Raw genomic sequence first — 20,619 nt, 5'->3', positions numbered from 1 at the left:
AAGAGTTCTATAAACGGACAGTTTGTCATTCCGACGAAGGAGGAATCTCCACGACAATATTCCTCAAAGTTATTCTAATCTTTGGCGAGCTTCTTACGGAGATTCCTCCTTCGTCGGAATGACAAAATAAACTTGAAATACTTTGTTCTTACTATTAGTAATCCAAAAATTCCAAATCGGGATTAATTGTTTTTATAAGTGCTATTTTCTTTTCTCTCCTCCAGCCTTTGATTTCTTTTTCTCTTGCAATTGCTTCCTGAATCCAAGTAAATTTTTCATAGTATAATAAAAACTCTACATTATATTTCGAAGCAAAAGTCTTGTTTTCTAGCAAAATATTGTCTTTATGCTCCATTAATCTCTTCCTTAAATCATTAGTAACTCCAACATAAAAAACAGATTTCGCTTTATTTGTCAAAATATAAATAAAATAGGTATGAAAACCTTCTTGTAAATACATAGCCTTAAATAATAACAACAATGTTAAAAATAAAGAAAAATCTGTAAATTAATTTTGAAAAACTTTGTATTTTTAATATCTAATTTTCCCCGATATGAAATTACATCACTTGCGAAATGCCACTTTGGTTATTGAAACAGAAAAGCATATCATTTTAGTTGACCCAATGTTAGGCAAAAGAAAAACAATTCCGCCTTTTACGATTTTCAGATACAAACCTAAACGAAATCCGCTTGTGGCACTGCCAAAAAACAGCAGGGAAATTTTAAGCAAAGTCACGCACTGTCTGATTACGCATCTTCATCCTGATCATATCGACAAAGCAGGCGAAGTTTTTTTAAGACGCAACAACGTTTCTGTAATTTGCAGTTCGAAAGATGAAAAAGCGTTGATTCAAAGAGGCCTTACTGTGGTTCAGACTTTGGATTATTGGGAACCACAAAAATTTTTAGACGGAAAAATAACTGGAATTCCAGCTGTTCACGGTTATGGATTTATTGCCAAACTAATGGGAAATGTAATGGGATTTTACATCGAACTGGATGACGAAAAATCGATTTACGTAAGTTCTGACACTATTTTTACAGAACATGTCGAGAAAGTTCTAACAGAATTTAAACCTGATATTTCAATCGTAGCCTGCGGTACCGCCCGATTAGATTTTGGACAACCTTTATTGATGCGAATGGACGAAATTTTGAAATTTACCGCACTTGCTCCCGGAAAAGTTTTTGCAAATCATTTAGAAGCCTTAAATCATTGCCCAACTACAAGATTACAGTTAAAAACAGCATTGTCAGATAATGGTCTTTTAGGAAAAACGGCTGTTCCAAATGATGGCGAATGTGTTGAATATTAATTATAAAACCAATAATCCAAATTCTCGCAAGGTATTGATTGGTTTTGAATACCAGAATAATTCAAAATCTTCTAATTCAGTTTCAAAATCATTTTTCACTTCCTGAAAAGTAAAGCTCTTGCTATTTGAAACCGTTATTTTTGATAAAATTGAAAGCAACCATTGGCCTTCTTCTTTATTGGTCTGAATAACAAAACGTTCCTTTTTGTCGTGGAAAGTAAGCGACATTGTTTCCCAGCTTCTTCCTTTTTTTGATTTAGTGAAAATTTCTGTCGCTGGTTTTCCCCCAAGCCATACTACTTTTGCGTTTGGCTTTGTATTGAAATCATTTTGTTCTTGAAGAGCATTAAAAATAAAATCCGGATGAATTTTGGTTTTCGGAATTTTAAAGTCGAACCAATCCTGTAATTCATAATCAAAACAGATTCCGTGCATAAAATTAAAAAGTGATTTCTTCAATCCGAAACTAAATTTGTCATGATTAATTCCTGTTGAATCGCTGTATTCAATATCATTGTTGGCAAAAGTTCCGATTTTTTCTGTTTTTTTGGTTACCCCAAATTGTTCTGGATACAATCCAACCGGACTATGAGCCGTCAAAGCAAACTGGTGCCAGAATCCAGATTGTAAAACTCCAGCTTCAAACAACTGACGAACCATTTCTAAACTATCTACCGTTTCCTGAATAGTCTGTGTCGGATATCCGTACATCAAATACGCATGAACCATTATTCCGGCTTCGGTAAAATTTCGTGTCACTTTTGCAACTTGTTCTACAGTTACCCCTTTATCAATTAATTTCAGTAATCGATCTGAAGCCACTTCTAAACCGCCTGAAACTGCAATACATCCTGAAGCCTTTAAAAGCAGGCATAAATCTTTAGAAAAACTTTTCTCAAAGCGAATGTTTGTCCACCAGGTTACAGCCAATTTGCGTTTTAAAATTTCAAGAGCCAAAGCGCGCATTAAAGCGGGAGGCGCAGCTTCATCAACAAAATGGAATCCGTTTTGTCCGGTCTGATCCATCAATTCTTCCATACGATCGCACAGAAGACTTGCCGCAACAGGTTCGTAAACTTTTATATAATCAAGAGAAATATCACAAAAAGTACATTTTCCCCAATAACAGCCGTGCGCCATTGTGAGTTTATTCCAACGTCCGTCACTCCACATTCGATGCATCGGATTGACGATTTCGATAACCGAAATATATTTATCCAAAGGCAAATCGGAATAATCCGGAGTTCCAACCTGCGATTGTTTGTAATCGTGTTTCAGGGAATTATTTTTATAAATCACTTCTCCGTTTTCTAAAAGAAAAGTTCTTTTGAATGAATTATACTCTGGATTTTCTAAATTGGATATTAATTCTTCAATTGGAACTTCGCCATCATCCAAAGTAATAAAATCAAAAAATTCAAAAACACGTTTATCCGAAAGCGAACGCAACTCGGTATTTGGGAAACCGCCCCCCATTGAAATTTTAATTTCGGGATGATTTTGTTTTACCCATTGCGCCGAACGAAAAGCACTGTACAAATTTCCTGGAAACGGAACCGAAATTAAAAATAAAGTTGGTTTTACCGCTTCAATTTTTGCTTTTAAAAGCGTAATCAAAATCGAATCAATATACGTTGGCTGTTTTTGAAGTTCTGCGTATAATTCATCAAAAGAATTAGCACTTCTTCCTAAGCGCTCGGCATATCGGCTGAAGCCAAAATTTTCATCGATACATTCTACAATAAAATCTGAAATATCTTCGAGATATAACGTTGCCAAATGTTTGGCTTTGTCCTGAGTTCCCATTGTTCCAAAAGCCCAATCGAGTTCTTCTAATTGTGCAAAACGTGAAGCTTCTGGCAGAAAATCTTCCTGACAAATTTGTAAAGCCAACGTTGGATTTTTTCCTTGCAAAAACTGAATTACAGGATTGATCGTTTTGATGTACTCTTCCTGTAACGCAAAAATACGTTTTGAGTTATCCGAAACATCAGAACCAGAATCTTGAAACCTGAAACTTGAAACTTCAAACAAATCAATCAATCCTTTCTTCGAAAACAATTCTAAGATCACATCAATACCCAAATCAGCCTGAACCGATTCGACATTCTTAGTGTTTAAAAAACCTTTTATATAGGCCGTTGCCGGATACGGAGTATTCAGTTGGGTAAATGGCGGTGTGATTACAAAAAGTTTCGTTTTCAAAGGGAATTATTTTTTTGCAAAAGTACGGGTTATTTGCAGACTTTTAAGTAAAAGATTGGGCTCTACATCGTTTTGTATGTTTTACTATTTTTTAGTAATTATTTAATTACATTTGTTATAACCGACCAAACCCTTATGAAACAAAAATTACTCTTTTTATTTTTATTATTTTCCGTTATTTGTTATTCGCAGGAAAACTGTAACAATGGTATAGATGATGATGGTGACGGACTAATCGATTTAAATGATAGCGATTGTGCCTGTAATCAGTCTGCTATAAATTCTATTATTCCGAATCCCTCTTTTGAGACAAAAACAGGATGTCCGAAATCTTTTTCTGAGCTGTATCATGCAACTCCATGGATTCAAGCAACCTCTGCTACAACCGATTATCATAATAAGTGCGGATTTGTTGCAAAAGGAATTACAGAATTAGGTTTAGACACATTTCCTGATGGAGACGGAATTGCATCTGCATTATTTATACAAGACTGGAAAGAGTATTTAGGAGCTACTTTATTGTCTCCTTTGAAAGCCGAAACCAGTTATCAGCTAACTTTTAATGTCGCCGCTTATTTTGAAAACGGAAGTGGTGAATTTACAGGAAAAGATATTTCTCTTTTAGAGCCAGTTGACATCACTATATACGGATGCGCAAATGGTCAAAACCTTCCTCTAAACACTTACAACAGCCCTGATACCGCTGATCCAACATGGGTCGAAATTGGCAAAGCAACTTATACACCACTGTCAAAATGGGGAGAATTGACCATTACATTTAAAACTAATTTTGACGTAAATGCAATTATGCTGGGCGCTCCCAAAGTCCTGCCGGCATCTTACCTCGTAAGAACAAACGGAAATCCTTATTTTTTGTTTGATAACTTGCTGCTTAACACATCTGCCGCCTTCGGTGTAAATATTAGCCAGCAAGGTTTCTTTTGCGAAGAAAATTTAGTTCTAAAAGCAGAAATTACCAAACCTTTAAGCAGCGAAAAAACTTTTCAATGGTACCAAAACGGAATTGCAATTGTTGGAGCCACAGATGAAACGTATAAAGTCCCTTCTTTCGTAACCAGTTTGGGTCAGTATTCTGTAAAAGTAACAGATAAAGGCAGTTGTTTTGTAAGCACAAAAGTTACGATAAACAATACGATTCCAGGTCCTGCTGTAACAAGTGTTCAGCCAAATTGTGTTGTTACAACGGGTTCTATAAAAATTACAACTCCGGCTGCAGAATATAGTTTTGATAATGGGAAAACTTGGCAGTCGAGTCCTAATAAAGAATTGTTAGCTGTAGGAAGTTATTATGTTAAAATAAAAACTTTAAGCGGTTGCATTTCATCTGCCACTGGAGTTAACATTGTTGCTCCCCAATTATTAGCCAATTCAAACCTAACCATAGTACAGCCTACAACTTGCGACGGAAAAGGCTCTATAACAGTAAATGCTCCAAATGCAGTATCTTACAGTTTTGATAATGGAGTGACATGGACCACAAATGCAACTGCAAGTGATTTAGAGCCTGGAAACTATCAAGTAAAAATTAAAGATGCGGTAAGCTGTCAGTCTAGCGCTCAGTATGCAGTTATAAACAGAGTATACTTAAATAATCCTGTGTTTAAAATTGTACAGCCAAGTTGCGGAAAAGGAGGCCAGATAACCGTAACCACAACTGCCGATCAATACAGTTTTGACAATGGAACAACTTGGACAACTGATCCTGTTGCAACAGATTTAAAAGCGGGTTCTTATTTAATCAAAATTAAAAATAATAATGGTTGCCAATCGAATGCTGCATATGCAAATCTTGAGCAGTACTATCTAAAATTTTATCCAGCATATACCAAAGTACAGCCAATCTGTGGAACTGGAGGAACTATTACAATCACTTCAGAAGCCTATGAATATAGTTTTGATGGAGGTAAAACATGGTCAACCGACCCAGTTGCTTCAGATCTTCTTCCAGGAAATTATCAAATTGTATGCAGAAACGAATTGGGCTGTATATCCTATCCCCAATATGTATATCTTGATTATTTCTATCTTCCCAATCCAGCTTTTACATTTACAAAACCAACCTGCGAAATTGGAGGCAGCATCACCATCACAACACCTGCAACTGCTTATAGTTTCGATAATGGAAATAATTGGACAACAAATCCGACAGCAACAAATTTAAAAGCCGGAACTTATTACATAATGATTAAAAATGAAATTGGTTGTACTTCTTCTACTTATCATTATGTAAATCTAGATCATTTTTATCTGCCGAAACCTTCCTATGTAGCGGTAAATCCGTATTGCGGTAATATCGGAAGCATCGAAATAACAACTAAATCAGACCTTTATAGTTTTGACGGTGGTTATACTTGGACGACAAATCCGATAAAAACAAACTTGAAAAGCGGTTATTATTATATTAAAATCAAAAACAATTTAGGCTGTGAATCTAATATAGCAGATATTTATTTGGATTCTAACTATCTAGCCAATCCTAATTATGAATTAACACTGGCAACCTGCGAAAAAAATGCCAGTATAACGATTACAACCAAATCAGATTTTTACAGTTTTGATAGCGGAAATACTTGGACCACGAATCCAACTATTTCCGATTTGCCTCCAAACAGTTATTACAATATCAGAATAAAAAACAGTGCTGGCTGTATTTCTAACTATATGCCCGTTTCCATAAGACCATTTTATTTGGATAATCCGGCGTTTACTGTAGTCCAGCCATCTTGCGGTATTAAGGGAAGTATAACTATAGAAACTGTAGCAGATTTTTACAGTATTGATAACGGAAGTACGTGGACAACAAATCCTGTATTTTCTAATCTAACTCCGAATTCTTATTACTACATCAAAATTAAAAATAAACTAGGATGTACTTCTGAGTACCAATACATTTTTATAAAACCTTTTTTCCTAGACAATCCAAGCTACACCTTCTTACAACCATCTTGTGGCGTTGCAGGAAACATAACCATTACAACTCCCTCAGATTATTATAGCTTTGATAATGGAAGTACATGGACAACCAATCCTATTCTTTCTAGTCCAAAACCAGGAAGCTATTATTATATTTTAATAAAAAATAATTTAGGCTGTACTTCAAGTCCTTTGTATATTTACGTCCCACCTTTCTATATAGACAATCCTGAATTTACAGTAGAACAGCCTTCATGTGGCAAAGGCGGTGTTATTGCTATAACCACACCTGCAGATCAGTATAGTTTTGATGGTGGAAATACTTGGACGACAAATTCGGTGGCATCCAACTTAAAGGCTGGTTATTATTACATAATGATTAAAAATAAATTAGGATGCGTTTCAAATAATCAGTACGCTTACATGCAGGCTTTCTATCTTGATTATCCTAATTATGATGTTGTACAGCCAACTTGCGAGAGCAAAGGAAAAATAACCATAACAACAACTGCAGATTTTTACAGTTTTGATAACGGAAATACCTGGACCACAAATCCTGTACTTTTAAATCCGAGTTCTAATTATACTTATATCAAAATTAAGAACAATAAAGGTTGCGAATCAAACAGCCAGTACGTTTATGTCAGCAGTCCGTTTTACATTTCGCCAAAACCAAATGTTACTACAGTAATGCCTAGCAATTGTGGTGTCAAAGACGGAAGTATCACTGTTACTACCAGCGCAGCTTCTTATAGTTTTGATAATGGACTTACATGGAAAACAAATCCAAATTCAGGGCCTCTAGAAGCTGGAACATATGCCGTAAAAGTTAAAGAATACTCTTCAAGCTGTCCTTCCGAAGCAAACATTGTAGTGCTAAATTCAAAGAATATTACGGAAGCTCCAACCTTTGGGACTATTCAGCCTACCTGCATTACTCCAACTGGAAGCATTACTGTTACTACGCTCGCTTCGGCTTATAGTTTTGATAACGGTTTGACCTGGCAGTCTGAAAAGTCTAAAAACAATTTACAGCCTGGAGATTATTTGGTTAAAATCAAAAATGACAAAGGCTGTATTTCGGAAAGTGCATTGGTAAAAATTATTCCGTTTACAACTTATAAAATTACGAATTATGCTGTAAGCGAACCTTTATGTGCAAGCGGATCTGCAACAGGTATTGTACTTAAAATTGAAACTGTTGCTGAAGCTTATAGCTTTGACAATGGCGTAACATGGTCTACAAACCCAGTTGCTACTAATTTAAACGCAAATACAGAATACTGCCTTAGAATCAAAAACAGTGAAGGATGTATTTCTGAGCCACTTTGCATTAAAACAAGTTCACAAATTCCAGTTCCGCCAGCTCCTCAAATTACTGTTAAACAGCCTTCAGGTTGCGAATCAAGTGGCTCAATATCTGTAAATGCTTCAAAAGCTGCATACAGTTTTGATAATGGTTTAACCTGGGTCAAAAACCAGACTTCGACAGCACTAACTCCTGGTACCTATTATATTCGCACAAAAGAAATTGGAAGCGAATGTATTTCTGAAGCTGCAAAAGCTATTATAGACCTTCCTCCAAGCGCTCCAAAAACACCAGAAACTATTGTGGTACAGCCAACTACTTGCTCGAATCCTTTTGGAACAATCGAAATCACTTCTTTAGAATCGGGTTATAGTTTTGATGCAGGAAAAACTTGGACCACAAACCCAAAATCTGAAAAACTGGCAGCTGGTACCTATTTCATAAAAACCAAAAACAGCGCTGGCTGCGAATCAGTTTCAGTAACAATAAAAATAGAAGCTCCGACGGATTATCCTAATGCACCAACAACGGTTGTTATCCAACCTGACTGTTCGAATCCACAAGGAAAAATTAACATAACGAGTATAGCTTCAGCCTATAGTTTTGATAATGGAGTAACATGGAAAACTGTACAAGTCTCGGAATTTTTAAATCCTGGAGATTACTACATAAAAGTTAAAAATGCTGACGGATGCATTTCTGAGGCTTCTAAAACAGTAATTATTCCGTTTACAAATTTTCCAGCAATGCCGACAGGTTCAACAGTTCAGACTTTTTGTATTGATGACAATGCCCTTATTAAAAATCTTGCTGTTTCAGGGGCCAGTCTAAAATGGTACGACGCTGCAGTAAATGGAAATCTTCTAACTGATACAACTTTATTAGAAGATGGAATTTATTACGGAACTCAAACCATAAACGGATGTGAAAGTAAAAGATTTGCGATAACTGTAAAGATTCAAGACACACCATTTCCAATTGCTGAATCTCCTCAAAAATTTTGTATTCAGCAAAATGCAACTATAGCAAAAATTAAAATTAATGGTCAAGATATCAAGTGGTATACTGAACCTTCTGGAGGAATTAACCTAGCCGCTTCGACTCTATTAGAAAATGGAATGATTTATTATGCTTCTCAAACCATTAATGGTTGCGAAAGTTTAAGATTTCCTGTAGACATTCAGATATTTGAAGCTACAACTGTAGAATGCATCAACTTTGTAGAAGAACTTCCCTATCCAAAATTCTTTACGCCAAATGGTGACAGCTATAATGATTACTGGACTATTGATTTTGCTTATTTAGCACCAAATACACCAATCAGAATATATGACCGATACGGAAAACTAATAAAAGAACTAGTCCCTAATACCTCTTGGGACGGAACTTATCTCAGCCACCTCGCGCCTTCATCAGATTATTGGTTTGTGGTCACCCGATTAAACGGAGCTGAATTTAGAGCTCATTTTAGTCTGAAACGATAATAAAACCAAACAATTAGCATTAACAGAAAAGGTTCGTAAATATCATTTTACGAACCTTTTTTATTTAAAATTAACAGCAATTATTTTTAGCGTGAACTAAAATGCTGTTTTAATAATAGCATTAGAACAAGAATCACTTTTATCATCGGTTTTATATATTTTCGTTTTTTAATCTTTTATATTTCAAATACGAATAAATTACCGGAACGATTGAAATCGTAAAAACAATCCCTAGAAATACCACAATAAAAATAGAACTATCAATAATAAAGCTTCCTGCAATGATTAAAAACCCGGCAATAAACCAAAGCTTACCAGCAAAAACATGGGTTAATTTCCAAACTTCTTGATTTTCTAAAGTCCAAGGTGTCCTGATTCCTATGAAGTAATTAGGCTGAATTACTTTAAAATAATTACCAAAAAACGTAAACAAAAAACCTATCAACACAAAAACAAAACTTGGACTGGAAGATTGGGTTTTAGTCATGTAGACTATCACTAAAGCGAGAAGTGACATAAAAAGAACTAAGAAAAATTTAAGCTGAAATAATTTTCCTCCCATTAATGGCATTTTCTTTTTTGGATCAATTTTTGAAACAACAGACATAATCACATATGTTAAAACGGGAAGCATAAACAACATAGCGATTAAAGTAAATTTACTTCCCCAATTGTCTATTTCTCCATCTGAATTCCAGTGAATAGGAACTCTTTCTGGCAGGCTATTCCAAATAAGAGCCAGGTAAACAAAAGGAATCAAAACAATTCCAATAATAGGAAGTTCTTTTTTTAATTCTACATTCATAATATTATTGTTTAAAGGTTAGTATCCATTGCAAAACATCTTCCATTATAGTGGTATTGATGGAATATATGATGAATTGTCCGTTTTTTTCAGACGTAATTAAATCGGCTCTTTTAAGAATATCCAAATGATGCGAAATACTAGGCTTTGAAATAGAAAAAGCATCAGCAATTTCGCCTGCTGATCTATCTTTTTCCTTCAAAAGGTCCAGAATTTCTCTTCTTGTGGCATCATTCAAAGCCTTAAAAATTTCATTCATAATATTTAAATATTTAGACAAATATCTAAATACTTATTTAGGAAACAAAAAAAAAGCAGTAATTTTTTACATTACTGCTTTTAAAATTTTCAAAATAAAATTTTCAAAATAAAATATTTAAAACTTATGTTCGTCTTTGCTAATAACCAAAAATGAAATTAAGGATATCAATGCGGCTGTAACTAAATACAGACCTACATAGCTAACACTATATGTTGAAGCTAACCAAATCGCAATTAAGGGCGCAAAAGCCGCTCCTAGAATTCCTGCCAAATTAAAAGTTAACGAAGCTCCAGAATAACGAACATTCGTAGGAAACAATTCAGACAAAAAAGTTCCTAATGGCCCGTAAGTGAATCCCATTAAGCTCATTCCGATACAGGCAAAAATGGTAACCAAAGTAATATTTCCTTCAGTTAAAAAATAAGAAAAGAAAAATCCAAAAATACCAATGGTTGCTGTTGCTGCAATGAGCATTTTACGGCGACCTATTTTATCTGCTACGACAGCTGAAACTGGAATAAAAAGGGCAAAAAACAATACCGAAAATAATTGTATCAACAATCCGTCTCTTTTTACGATTCCTAAATCTGATGTTGCCCAGCTTAAGGTAAATACCGTCATTAGATAAAAAACCAAAAATGTTGTAATTGCCGCTAGTGTTCCAAAAATCAACTGGTTTTTATATGATTTTACTATGGTTAAAAACGGAACTTCTACTTCTTCTTTTTCTTTTTTAGAATTTTCGAATGAAGGCGTTTCCGTAATTTTAGTTCTGATATAAAAACCAACTACAACCAATAACGAACTGGCAATAAACGGAATTCTCCAGCCGTAATCCATAAAATCTTGATTTGACATCGAATCTGTCAATAAAAGAAAAGTTCCTCCCGAAAGTAGTAATCCGATTGGAGCGCCTAATTGCGGAAACATTCCGTACCAAGCACGTTTATTTGGTGGTGCATTTTCTATTGCCAGCAATACTGCTCCGCCCCATTCGCCTCCTAAGCCTACACCTTGTCCAAATCTGCAAAGCATCAAAAGTAAAGGAGCCGCGAAACCAATGCTTTCATAACTCGGCAAAAATCCGATTGTTACTGTCGAAATTCCCATGGTCAATAAAGCCGCAACTAAAGTAAATTTTCGACCAATTTTATCTCCATAATGTCCAAAAAAAGCAGAGCCTAACGGACGTGATAAAAATGCTATTGAGAAAGTTGCCAAAGATTCTAAAGTTGCCATTGTCGGATTAGAACTCGGAAAAAACAACTGCGGAAAAACTAACACCGCTGCATTGGCATAAATATAAAAGTCAAAAAATTCAATTGTGGTTCCAATTAAGCTGCCAAAAAGAACATGCTTTAGTGAGTTCTTTTGATTAGAAGTTGTTTTCATTTATTTCTGATATTTTTTCTTTAATGTCTTGCAAAAAATGAGCGAAGTCATTTCTCATAAAAAACATTTCGTTGCAAAAATAGAGTTTCATTATTAAAAACACACATTTACAAATAAGAGTTTTGACATACTCTCAAAATTTTAACAAAAAACACAAATCAGTTATTTAAAAAACATAATTTTAGACAATCAATTTCAGCTCCAAACATCAAAAATCAAATTACTGATATTTAAGCCTTTAATCACTCAACAAAAAACAAATCTTAAGCATTCGTTAAAACCGTTTTTAAGAGTATATTTTCATTAAATTTACAGCTGTCAAAAATAAACCTAAAATTATGCCTACCGACTGTATCAGCTATCAAACTTCAGGATATTTCTCTAAATTAATGCAAGATTATTTAGATCAGAAATCAGAATTAAAACCGCTGTACAATCATTTTCCAACTCTGGAAAACTTTGAAAAACAAATTGCAGAAAAACAATCCAATTTTGATTCAGCCAATCGGATTACTTTGGTTGATACCTTAAAAAAACAATATGCAAATATTGAAATTTCAGATTCAACAAAACAGCATATTGAGCTCTTAGCACTCGAAAACACCTTTACGATCACAACCGGACATCAGTTGAATTTATTCAGCGGACCGTTGTATTTCTTATATAAAATCATTTCGACGATTAATTTAACCAAAGAATTAAAGTCTAAATATCCTTCTTATAATTTCGTTCCAATTTATTGGATGGCTACAGAGGATCATGATTTTGAAGAAATAAATTACTTTAATTTTAGAGGGAAAAAATTCCGTTGGAATACAGAAAGTACAGGTCCCGTAGGAAGGCTTTCTACTAAAGGACTTGAAGAATTTTTCGAAATTTATTCAAAAGAACTGGGGTCAAGCACCAATGCCAATACGTTAAAAAAGCTTTTTGAAGACTCTTATTTAAAACATGATAATCTTGCAGATGCCACACGTTTTTTAGCCAACAGCTTATTTGCTTCTTATGGATTAGTCATTATTGATGCCGATGATGCCGATTTAAAACGTGCATTTGTTCCGTTTGCAAAAGAAGAATTAGAAAACCAAACTTCTTATAAAGCAGTTCAGGAAACAATTAAAAAATTAGACGAATATAGCGTACAGGTAAATCCGCGTGAGATTAATTTATTTTATATTGAAGATAAATTACGCGAAAGAATCATCTTTGAAAATGACAAATACTATGTAAATCATACGAAAATCTCATTTTCTAAAGAACAGATTTTTAATGAACTAGAAAATCATCCTGAGAAATTCAGCCCGAATGTAATCATGCGACCGCTATATCAGGAAATCATTTTACCGAATCTATGTTATATCGGAGGAGGTGGCGAAATTGCTTATTGGTTAGAATTGAAAGCGTTTTTTGACGCTGTAAACATCACTTTTCCAATGCTTTTAGTTCGCAATTCTGTTCTTTTAGCAACCGAAAAACAAACAAAAAAAGCAGATAATTTAGATTTAAGCTGGAAAGATTTATTTTCGAAACCCGAAAATTTAGTCAATTCTGTGACACATAAACTTTCACCATTTCCGATTGATTTAACAACACAAAAAGAAGCCCTTGAAAATCAGTTCAAATATCTTTTTGAATTGGCAGAACAAACCGACAAATCATTTTCTGGAGCTGTAAAAGCTCAGGAAGTAAAACAAAAAAAGGGATTAGAAAATCTTGAAAAACGTTTATTAAAAGCACAAAAAAGAAAGTTACAAGACCAATTGCAACGCATCACAGACCTTCAATGTGAACTTTTTCCGAACCAAAGTTTACAGGAACGTCAGGCCAATTTTTCCGAATTTTATTTAGAAAAAGGCGAACAGCTGGTACCGCTTTTACTACAAAAACTAAAACCTTTAGAAATGAATTTTAACATTATAACAATTTAAATAATTTGCCACGAATTGCAAAATTTTCACGAATTACATTTGGCACCTTGCAATTAAAAATTCGTGCAATTCGTGGCAAAAAAAACAAAACATAATTGACGAGAACCAAATAACCGCCTCTTCTCTAAATTATTGTTACATAAACCAAATAGCGATTTTTAAAATTATTAACTAACCTTTTTAACCAAAACCAATGGTAAAAGAACGCTTAATTTCGCTAGATGTCTTTCGTGGACTCACTATTTTATTAATGACGATCGTCAACAATCCCGGAGACTGGGGCAATGTCTACCCGCCTTTACTTCACGCCGATTGGAACGGTTGCACTCCAACAGACTTGGTTTTTCCTTTTTTTGTTTTTATAATGGGAGTTGCTATTCCGCTCGCCATGCCCGAAAAACATTATGACAACAGCACCTTCAATAAGATTCTGGTTCGTTCCCTTCGAATGCTTTGTCTTGGGATTTTCTTCAACTTTTTCGAAAAAACTCAATTATTTGGATTAGACGGAATTCCGTTGTTGACCGGAAGATTAATCCTAACTTTTGCCGTAGGTTATGCCTTAATGGGCGATTTTAATTTAAAGCTAAAAAATATCCTTGCCTGGTCCATACTGCTAATCTATCTCTTTTTGGCTTACAGCGGTATTGAAGCCTATCAAGATGTGCGTCTTCCTGGAGTCTTACAAAGAATTGCGATTGTATATTTTGTGGTTTCGCTACTTTATTTAAAAACTTCACAAAAAACGCAAATCATAACTGGAGTTGTTTTATTGTTGGGCTACTGGGCAATCATGACCTTAATTCCAGTTCCTGGCATCGGAGAAGCGAATCTCGAAAAAGGAACCAATCTATCAGCTTGGATTGACAGCGTTTTACTAAAAGGACATATGTATCAAGGAACTGTAACTTGGGATCCTGAAGGAATTTTAAGCACCATCCCTTCTATTGTTAACGGAATCATTGGTCTTTTAATCGGGCAGATTTTACAACGCGATAGCTCAAAAATTCTAAAAGCACAGAAAATGGGTATAGCCGGAACTTTGCTTATTTTTTTTGGATTAATGTGGGACTTGGTTTTCCCAATTAATAAATCACTTTGGACTAGCAGTTATGTTTTGTACACGACAGGATTGGCTACTGTATTTTTCACAATCCTATATTATTTAATTGACATTGCCGAGTACAAAAAAGCTTTCAAGTTATTTGTTATTTGGGGCGTAAACCCAATGATTGTATTCTTTGCTTCACAGATTATTCCGCAGGCTCTGGTGATGATTGAATTTCAAAATCCGCATAATTCTTCAGAAAAAATCAACTTACTAAGTTATTTGTACAGCTTCTGGATTGCGCCATTTTTCAGCAATCCGATGACTGCATCGCTGGCCGGAGCATTGGTTTACGTAGCCATATGGACCTTTATTTTATGGGTTTTCTACAGAAACAAATTAATATTCAAAGTTTAAGATTTCATTCTTTATGTAGAGACGCACCGCACTGCATCTTTATTATTTTATCCACATTGTGTTAGACACATAGCAATGCATTCTCTATATATTATGATTTAAAAAAGCTTTTATTGTACAAAAACATCATTCTACAGTGTTTTAATTATGAATTTATTAAAATCAATTCACAAAAAAAGTCTACTTTTGCACAAAATTTAATAAATAAAAAATGGCAACAAATAGAACTTTTACAATGATTAAACCAGATGCTGTTGCAAACGGACACATCGGGAATATCTTAGCAATGATTACTAATGGAGGTTTCAAAATCGTTTCATTAAAATTAACTCAATTAACTGTAGCAGATGCAAAAGCATTTTACGCAGTTCACGCAGAAAGACCTTTCTACGGAGAATTAGTAGAATTCATGTCTCGCGGACCAATTGTTGCCGCAATTTTAGAAAAAGAAAACGCGGTAGAAGATTTCAGAACTTTGATTGGAGCTACAAATCCAGCTGAAGCTGCTGAAGGAACTATTCGTAAAGCATATGCTACTTCTATCGGAGAAAATGCAGTACACGGATCTGATAGTGACGAAAATGCAGCTATCGAAGGTGCATTCCACTTCGCAGGAAGAGAGCAATTCTAACATTTTAGATTGTAGATTTTAGATTTCAGATTACTGAACTTAAAGATGATAAATAAAAAACCATTCGCATAACGAATGGTTTTTTTATATAGAAAAATCTAAAATCTAAAATCTAAAATCTAAAATCTAAAATCTAAAATTAGCGAAGCACAACATCCTTTACAACCTCGCGCCCCAGCTCTTCATTAATCATTTTTACAATTTTATATTTTCCGTGGCTTAATTCCTCACGAAGAACAGAAGAACCCAGTTCAACATAAAGCGTGCTTCCTTTTAAGACAACATTACGGGTATAAGTGTTCACGCCACTTCCCATAAGATTTTTCCATGCATCACGTACATCAATCTGATCCATTCCGGGTTGCAATTTATTTACCTGAATAATCTGTTGCAACACAGCACTTATCGTCGATTCGTTATTTAGTCTCTTTGCCATCTTTTAGAAGATTTATTGGTCCTGCTTTCTTATAATGATATTCTATTTTTTGCGGATTCTTAACGACCATTTTATCATCCGAAAGCGAAATAATTTCTTCACTCCACTTTGCATAATCTGTTTTATAGTCTAAGAAAACCTGTTCTCCTGCAAAACGAACCGAAACATTTTCAAAAGTATCCGTTGTCAAAAACGTACCGTCGAATTGTGGCGCAACTTTCGTTCGAATTCCTTTATTATTTTTAATCTCAAAAAAGTCAAAAGTTTCGTTCATCTTATAATCCTTCTTCTCGCCCTTCTCCATTACAACTTTTTCAATTTCCCAGTAACCGTTTAATTTGGCAATATCTGCCGGCTTAATTTCCTGTTTGCAACTCAAAAACAAGAGCGACAAAACCAAAATCACAAAAGCGTTTTTCATAAAAAAATAATAACATTAAGGAGCTGATACCTGCTGTACGCTATATCTTTTGTGCCGAACCCCGCCACAAAAGGATACCGCTTCCATCAGGGCTAGGGTTCCAGTTTTCAAAAGATTTTTCTCGAACTACAAAGATAGTCTTATAATCATCAAAAGAAATAAAAATAAAGAAACACATTAAACTATTTTCTATATTTTTGGTCAAACCCCAAAACCAAAAAACAAAACATGACCAAAACTATTTTCAAAGCATTGCTAATCTTAAGTTTTATCAGCTGCAGCAACGATTCAAAAGAAGAAAGCCCAACAACAGAAGAAAGCATGTATTTTCCGCCCATAACAGGCACAACATGGGAAACCAAAACAGTAACCGATTTAGGTTGGAAACAATCTGCAGTACAGCCACTTTTAGACTACCTGGAACTCAAAAACTCCAAATCTTTCATAATTCTTATAAACGGAAGAATCGTTCTAGAGAACTACTTTAACAATCACACCGCGACTACAAACTGGTATTGGGCAAGCGCTGGCAAAACATTGACTTCTACTGTTACCGGAATTGCACAACAAGAAAATTTACTGAATATAAATAACAAAGTTTCACAATATTTGGGAACTGGATGGACAAGCGAAACACTCGCCAAAGAAAACCTGATTACCTGCAAGCACCTCTTGACCATGACTTCTGGACTTGATGACAGCACAGATGATGTTGACCCAGAAGATTTAATCTACAAAGCCGATGCAGGAAGTCGATGGGCCTATCATAATGTCTATGTAAAACTTCAGGATGTTGTGGAAAAAGCAAGCGGACAATCCTGGGAAACGTATTTTAATGCCAAATTAAGAGATAAAATAGGCATGAACGGTGCTTGGATACAGCTTGGCGTAAACAGCGTCTATGCAAGCAATACTAGAAGCATGGCACGTTTTGGTTTATTAATGCTGAACAAAGGAAAATGGGAAAACAATACAATCCTAAATGAAGCCTTTTTTAACGAAGCAACCACAACTTCTCAAAACATCAATTTAGGATACGGTTACTTATGGTGGCTAAACGGAAAAGGGAGTTATCATTTACCGCAATCTCAGTTAACATTTCAAGGAAGCGTGATTCCAACCGGACCTAGCGATATGTTTATGGCATTAGGAAAAAACGATCAGAAAATATATGTTATTCCAAGCAAAAAAATGGTTATCATCAGAATGGGAGATGCCGCTGACAATGCTAACTTGGCACTTTCTGATTTTGATAAAGTTTTATGGGAAAAGATCAATGCTTTATATCAATAAACAGGAACGCAGTTTAAATCAACTGCCATCCTTTAGCTTTTAAAAAGATTTTGCAGTTTTTGCAGAAGTCTTTCTCTTCATTCAGCGGGTTTCCGCCTTCCGCATCACGCATTAAACACGTTTTTATTTTGCAATGTGGCAAACCTGCTGTATGACCTAGTTCATGTAAAACCAATTTATAAAACTGGCTATTTCTGTATTTTTTAGACAATCTAAAATCGGAAACAACGCAGGCTTTTCCAGGCATATAACCTAAACCCATAACACCCCAGTCTTTGATATTGTTTTTTGTTGTACTTATATCAAAATGCGACAAACCCACAATAACAGAATCACTACCGATATTATTTTTAAGATTTTTAATAATACTATCAGCTCGATACCTATTACGCGGTTTGTAAAATGAATTTTCAGGAAAATCTATGTTTTGCCTTAAAACAACATTAGGGTTAATTGTTTTTATTTCGGTAAGGACTTTTTGAGATTGTTTAAGTTCAAAATCACCTAAAGGCTGTATCACCACAACCTTTTGACTTTTTACAGTATTTTCATTATCTCGCTTATTTATGCAACTGCACAAACTAAACAACAGAATGAAAATACCGTATTTCATATTTGCTAAAAACGAACTAAATCAATTATTTTTTATTCGCATTTGCTCTTTTAAGAACTCCTAAAAAGAACAAAATAATTCCGGCAACCATCAAAATATAGTAAACTGAAAGATTACTATCTTTCAACACATTTGCCAAAACAAAACATATCACACTGGCAAAATAAAAAGCCACGGCAGATATATTTTTCAAAGATTCAAGACTCATTATAATTTATTTAAAGAAACTGTCAACGAATTCATATTTATTAAAGACTTGCAAATCTTCGATTCCTTCGCCAACACCAATATATTTAACTGGAATTTGAAACTGGTCTGAAATACCAATTACTACACCGCCTTTTGCAGTTCCGTCCAATTTAGTTACCGCAAGCGAAGTCACTTCTGTCGCTGCTGTAAACTGTTTTGCTTGTTCAAAAGCATTCTGACCTGTAGAACCATCTAAAACCAAAAGCACGTCATGAGGAGCATCAGCAACAACTTTCTGCATTACACGTTTTACTTTGGTTAGCTCATTCATCAAGTTGATTTTGTTATGAAGACGCCCAGCAGTATCTATAATTACAACATCCGCATCCTGAGCAACAGCTGATTGCAATGTATCAAAAGCTACAGAAGCAGGGTCGCTTCCCATTTGTTGCCTTACGATTGGCACATTTACGCGGTCTGCCCAAACTTGCAATTGATCAATTGCAGCAGCACGGAAAGTATCTGCGGCTCCTAAAACCACTTTATGTCCTGCTTTTTTAAACTGATAAGCGAGTTTTCCGATAGTAGTTGTCTTTCCTACTCCATTTACTCCCACAACCATTAAAACATAAGGTTTTTTGTCTTTTGGAATTTCAAATTCTGTTGCTTCACCTGTATTAGTTTCAGACAATAAAGCACCAATTTCATCACGAAGAATCTGATTTAGCTCATCGGTTCCTAAATATTTGTCTTCGGCAACTCTTTTCTCAATTCGCTGAATGATTTTTAATGTTGTATTTACACCAACATCAGAAGCTACCAAAACTTCTTCAAGATCATCCAAAACATCGTCATCGACTTTAGATTTTCCTGCAACAGCTTTGCTCAGCTTAGAGAAAAAAGTAGTTTTCGTTTTTTCAAGACCTTTGTCTAATGTCTCTTTTTTATCAGTAGAGAATAATTTTTTAAAAAAACTCATTTTATATAGATTGTTAGTTTTTTCTTTGAACTCCAAGATATTTTTTTCTCTTGATAATCCGAATGCTTAAAAAAAGCGCATTGTTTGTTTTTAGCCCCGATAGGAGCGATATCCTTTTTCTGCCTCCTTTAGGCAGGAAAAGATATAGCGGATAGCGGGAAAAAATGTTCAAAAGAAGCTTTTTTGTTGTGCTTCTTTCAAAATTTAGACAAATATAGGTAATAAAAAAGCTACTTCCGCAAGAAAGTAGCTTTTCTATATACTGTGATTGTAATTATTTCTTTTTCAAGAATTCATCAACTTCTTCAGGAGCCATAATAGATTCTACGAATGTATATGCACCAGTTTTAGGAGATTTTACCATTTTGATGGCTTTTGATAATCTCTTAGAAGATGTTTGTAACGATGCTACGGTTTTCTTTGCCATGATTCAAATGTTTTGAAATTCAATAAATCTTCAAATGAAAAACCATTTGAGATTTTATCAAAATCTCTAATTATTACTTAATTTCTTTGTGAACAGTTACTCTTTTTAAGATTGGATTAAATTTTTTAATCTCTAATCTGTCTGGAGTATTTTTTTTGTTCTTAGTTGTAATATATCTAGAAGTTCCTGGAACACCAGAAGTTTTGTGCTCAGTACATTCTAAAATTACTTGGATTCTATTACCTTTCTTTGCCATCTTGCTATATATTTATTTAGGAAAAGATTATTTGATAAATCCTTCTGACTGCGCTTTTTTCAAAACAGCAGTGATTCCATTTTTATTAATTGTTTTTATCGTAGATGCTGCTACTCTAAGAGTAATCCATCTATCTTCTTCTGGAAGATAAAAACGCTTTTTAACTAAGTTTACAGAAAACTTTCTCTTAGTTTTGTTCATAGCGTGAGAAACGTTATTTCCTACCATCGCTCTTTTACCTGTAAGGTCACAAACTCTTGACATTATACTT

General features: G+C 34.6%; 19 protein-coding genes. 6 read left to right on the top strand and 13 right to left on the bottom strand.

All coding sequences use genetic code 11. From position 1 onward, the window contains the following. Positions 1-154: 154 nt before the first annotated feature. Positions 155-460 (bottom strand): GIY-YIG nuclease family protein, encoded by a 306-nt coding sequence (locus tag ACFFLS_RS23265; RefSeq protein ID WP_379683020.1) that lies wholly within the window; start codon positions 458-460, stop codon positions 155-157. Between the two features lie 94 nt (positions 461-554). On the opposite strand from ACFFLS_RS23265, the gene ACFFLS_RS23260 reads away from it, so the two are divergent. Beyond that, positions 555-1,319, top strand: coding sequence for an MBL fold metallo-hydrolase (locus ACFFLS_RS23260; RefSeq protein WP_379683021.1), 765 nt, complete (start codon positions 555-557; stop codon positions 1,317-1,319). Here ACFFLS_RS23260 and ACFFLS_RS23255 read toward each other — a convergent pair whose 3' ends face one another. After that, a complete protein-coding gene (locus ACFFLS_RS23255; protein ID WP_379683022.1) occupies positions 1,320-3,524 on the bottom strand; it encodes a B12-binding domain-containing radical SAM protein in 2,205 nt (734 codons plus the stop codon). A 135-nt stretch (positions 3,525-3,659) separates the two neighbouring features. Between ACFFLS_RS23255 and ACFFLS_RS23250 the strand changes: the two genes are divergently transcribed. Continuing rightward, positions 3,660-9,251, top strand: coding sequence for a T9SS type B sorting domain-containing protein (locus ACFFLS_RS23250; protein WP_379683023.1), 5,592 nt, complete (start codon positions 3,660-3,662; stop codon positions 9,249-9,251). 151 nt (positions 9,252-9,402) lie between these two features. On the opposite strand, the gene ACFFLS_RS23245 is transcribed toward ACFFLS_RS23250, so the two are convergent. The 3 genes from ACFFLS_RS23245 to ACFFLS_RS23235 all read right to left on the bottom strand — a co-directional run bounded on the left by ACFFLS_RS23245 (position 9,403) and on the right by ACFFLS_RS23235 (position 11,710). Then, positions 9,403-10,056: an SdpI family protein gene (locus tag ACFFLS_RS23245; RefSeq protein ID WP_379683024.1), complete on the bottom strand. Its 654-nt coding sequence runs from the start codon at positions 10,054-10,056 to the stop codon at positions 9,403-9,405. A 4-nt stretch (positions 10,057-10,060) separates the two neighbouring features. Next, positions 10,061-10,315 carry an autorepressor SdpR family transcription factor gene (locus ACFFLS_RS23240; RefSeq protein WP_379683025.1) on the bottom strand — a complete coding sequence of 85 codons (255 nt, stop codon included), beginning with the start codon at positions 10,313-10,315 and terminating at the stop codon, positions 10,061-10,063. A 117-nt stretch (positions 10,316-10,432) separates the two neighbouring features. Continuing rightward, a complete protein-coding gene (locus ACFFLS_RS23235) occupies positions 10,433-11,710 on the bottom strand; it encodes an MFS transporter (RefSeq protein WP_379683026.1) in 1,278 nt (425 codons plus the stop codon). Between the two features lie 338 nt (positions 11,711-12,048). Here ACFFLS_RS23235 and bshC point away from each other — a divergent pair, with 338 nt between their 5' ends. The 3 genes from bshC (at position 12,049) to ACFFLS_RS23220 (ending at position 15,734) form a co-directional block, all read left to right on the top strand. Continuing rightward, positions 12,049-13,638, top strand: coding sequence for a bacillithiol biosynthesis cysteine-adding enzyme BshC (gene bshC, locus ACFFLS_RS23230; RefSeq protein ID WP_379683027.1), 1,590 nt, complete (start codon positions 12,049-12,051; stop codon positions 13,636-13,638). A gap of 193 nt (positions 13,639-13,831) precedes the next feature. Continuing rightward, the gene (locus ACFFLS_RS23225) at positions 13,832-15,103 is read left to right on the top strand and encodes an acyltransferase family protein (protein WP_379683028.1); all 1,272 of its coding nucleotides are present in this window, start codon (positions 13,832-13,834) and stop codon (positions 15,101-15,103) included. A 211-nt stretch (positions 15,104-15,314) separates the two neighbouring features. After that, positions 15,315-15,734 (top strand): nucleoside-diphosphate kinase, encoded by a 420-nt coding sequence (locus ACFFLS_RS23220; protein ID WP_223704072.1) that lies wholly within the window; start codon positions 15,315-15,317, stop codon positions 15,732-15,734. Between the two features lie 139 nt (positions 15,735-15,873). Here ACFFLS_RS23220 and ACFFLS_RS23215 read toward each other — a convergent pair whose 3' ends face one another. Continuing rightward, entirely contained in the window at positions 15,874-16,170 is a 297-nt protein-coding gene (locus tag ACFFLS_RS23215) for a DciA family protein (RefSeq protein WP_135220851.1), read from the bottom strand. Continuing rightward, positions 16,151-16,591, bottom strand: coding sequence for a lipocalin-like domain-containing protein (locus ACFFLS_RS23210; protein ID WP_379683029.1), 441 nt, complete (start codon positions 16,589-16,591; stop codon positions 16,151-16,153). The genes ACFFLS_RS23215 and ACFFLS_RS23210 overlap by 20 nt, the downstream gene beginning before the upstream one ends. A 228-nt stretch (positions 16,592-16,819) precedes the next feature. On the opposite strand from ACFFLS_RS23210, the gene ACFFLS_RS23205 reads away from it, so the two are divergent. Beyond that, positions 16,820-17,884 carry a serine hydrolase domain-containing protein gene (locus tag ACFFLS_RS23205; RefSeq protein ID WP_379683030.1) on the top strand — a complete coding sequence of 355 codons (1,065 nt, stop codon included), beginning with the start codon at positions 16,820-16,822 and terminating at the stop codon, positions 17,882-17,884. 13 nt (positions 17,885-17,897) lie between these two features. Here the strand turns inward: ACFFLS_RS23205 and ACFFLS_RS23200 are convergent, their stop codons facing one another. The 6 genes from ACFFLS_RS23200 to rpmB all read right to left on the bottom strand — a co-directional run bounded on the left by ACFFLS_RS23200 (position 17,898) and on the right by rpmB (position 20,612). Continuing rightward, on the bottom strand, positions 17,898-18,497 hold the full coding sequence (locus ACFFLS_RS23200; protein ID WP_379683031.1) for a Zn-dependent protease: 600 nt from the start codon (positions 18,495-18,497) through the stop codon (positions 17,898-17,900). Positions 18,498-18,522: 25 nt separating this feature from the next. Beyond that, on the bottom strand, positions 18,523-18,705 hold the full coding sequence (locus tag ACFFLS_RS23195; RefSeq protein WP_379683032.1) for a hypothetical protein: 183 nt from the start codon (positions 18,703-18,705) through the stop codon (positions 18,523-18,525). Between the two features lie 6 nt (positions 18,706-18,711). Next, entirely contained in the window at positions 18,712-19,665 is a 954-nt protein-coding gene (gene ftsY, locus ACFFLS_RS23190) for a signal recognition particle-docking protein FtsY (RefSeq protein ID WP_379683033.1), read from the bottom strand. Between the two features lie 274 nt (positions 19,666-19,939). Beyond that, positions 19,940-20,092 (bottom strand): DUF4295 domain-containing protein, encoded by a 153-nt coding sequence (locus ACFFLS_RS23185; protein WP_008468081.1) that lies wholly within the window; start codon positions 20,090-20,092, stop codon positions 19,940-19,942. Between the two features lie 73 nt (positions 20,093-20,165). Beyond that, on the bottom strand, positions 20,166-20,348 hold the full coding sequence (gene rpmG, locus ACFFLS_RS23180) for a 50S ribosomal protein L33 (RefSeq protein ID WP_008253902.1): 183 nt from the start codon (positions 20,346-20,348) through the stop codon (positions 20,166-20,168). 27 nt (positions 20,349-20,375) lie between these two features. After that, positions 20,376-20,612: a 50S ribosomal protein L28 gene (gene rpmB, locus ACFFLS_RS23175; RefSeq protein ID WP_008468080.1), complete on the bottom strand. Its 237-nt coding sequence runs from the start codon at positions 20,610-20,612 to the stop codon at positions 20,376-20,378. Positions 20,613-20,619 lie beyond the last annotated feature (7 nt).

Origin of the sequence: Flavobacterium procerum (genome assembly GCF_042431625.1) — a bacterium.
GTDB classification, from domain to species: domain Bacteria; phylum Bacteroidota; class Bacteroidia; order Flavobacteriales; family Flavobacteriaceae; genus Flavobacterium; species Flavobacterium procerum.
The sequence above is the reverse complement of the archived record's forward strand: the minus strand, read 5'-3'. Positions and strand labels throughout refer to the sequence as shown.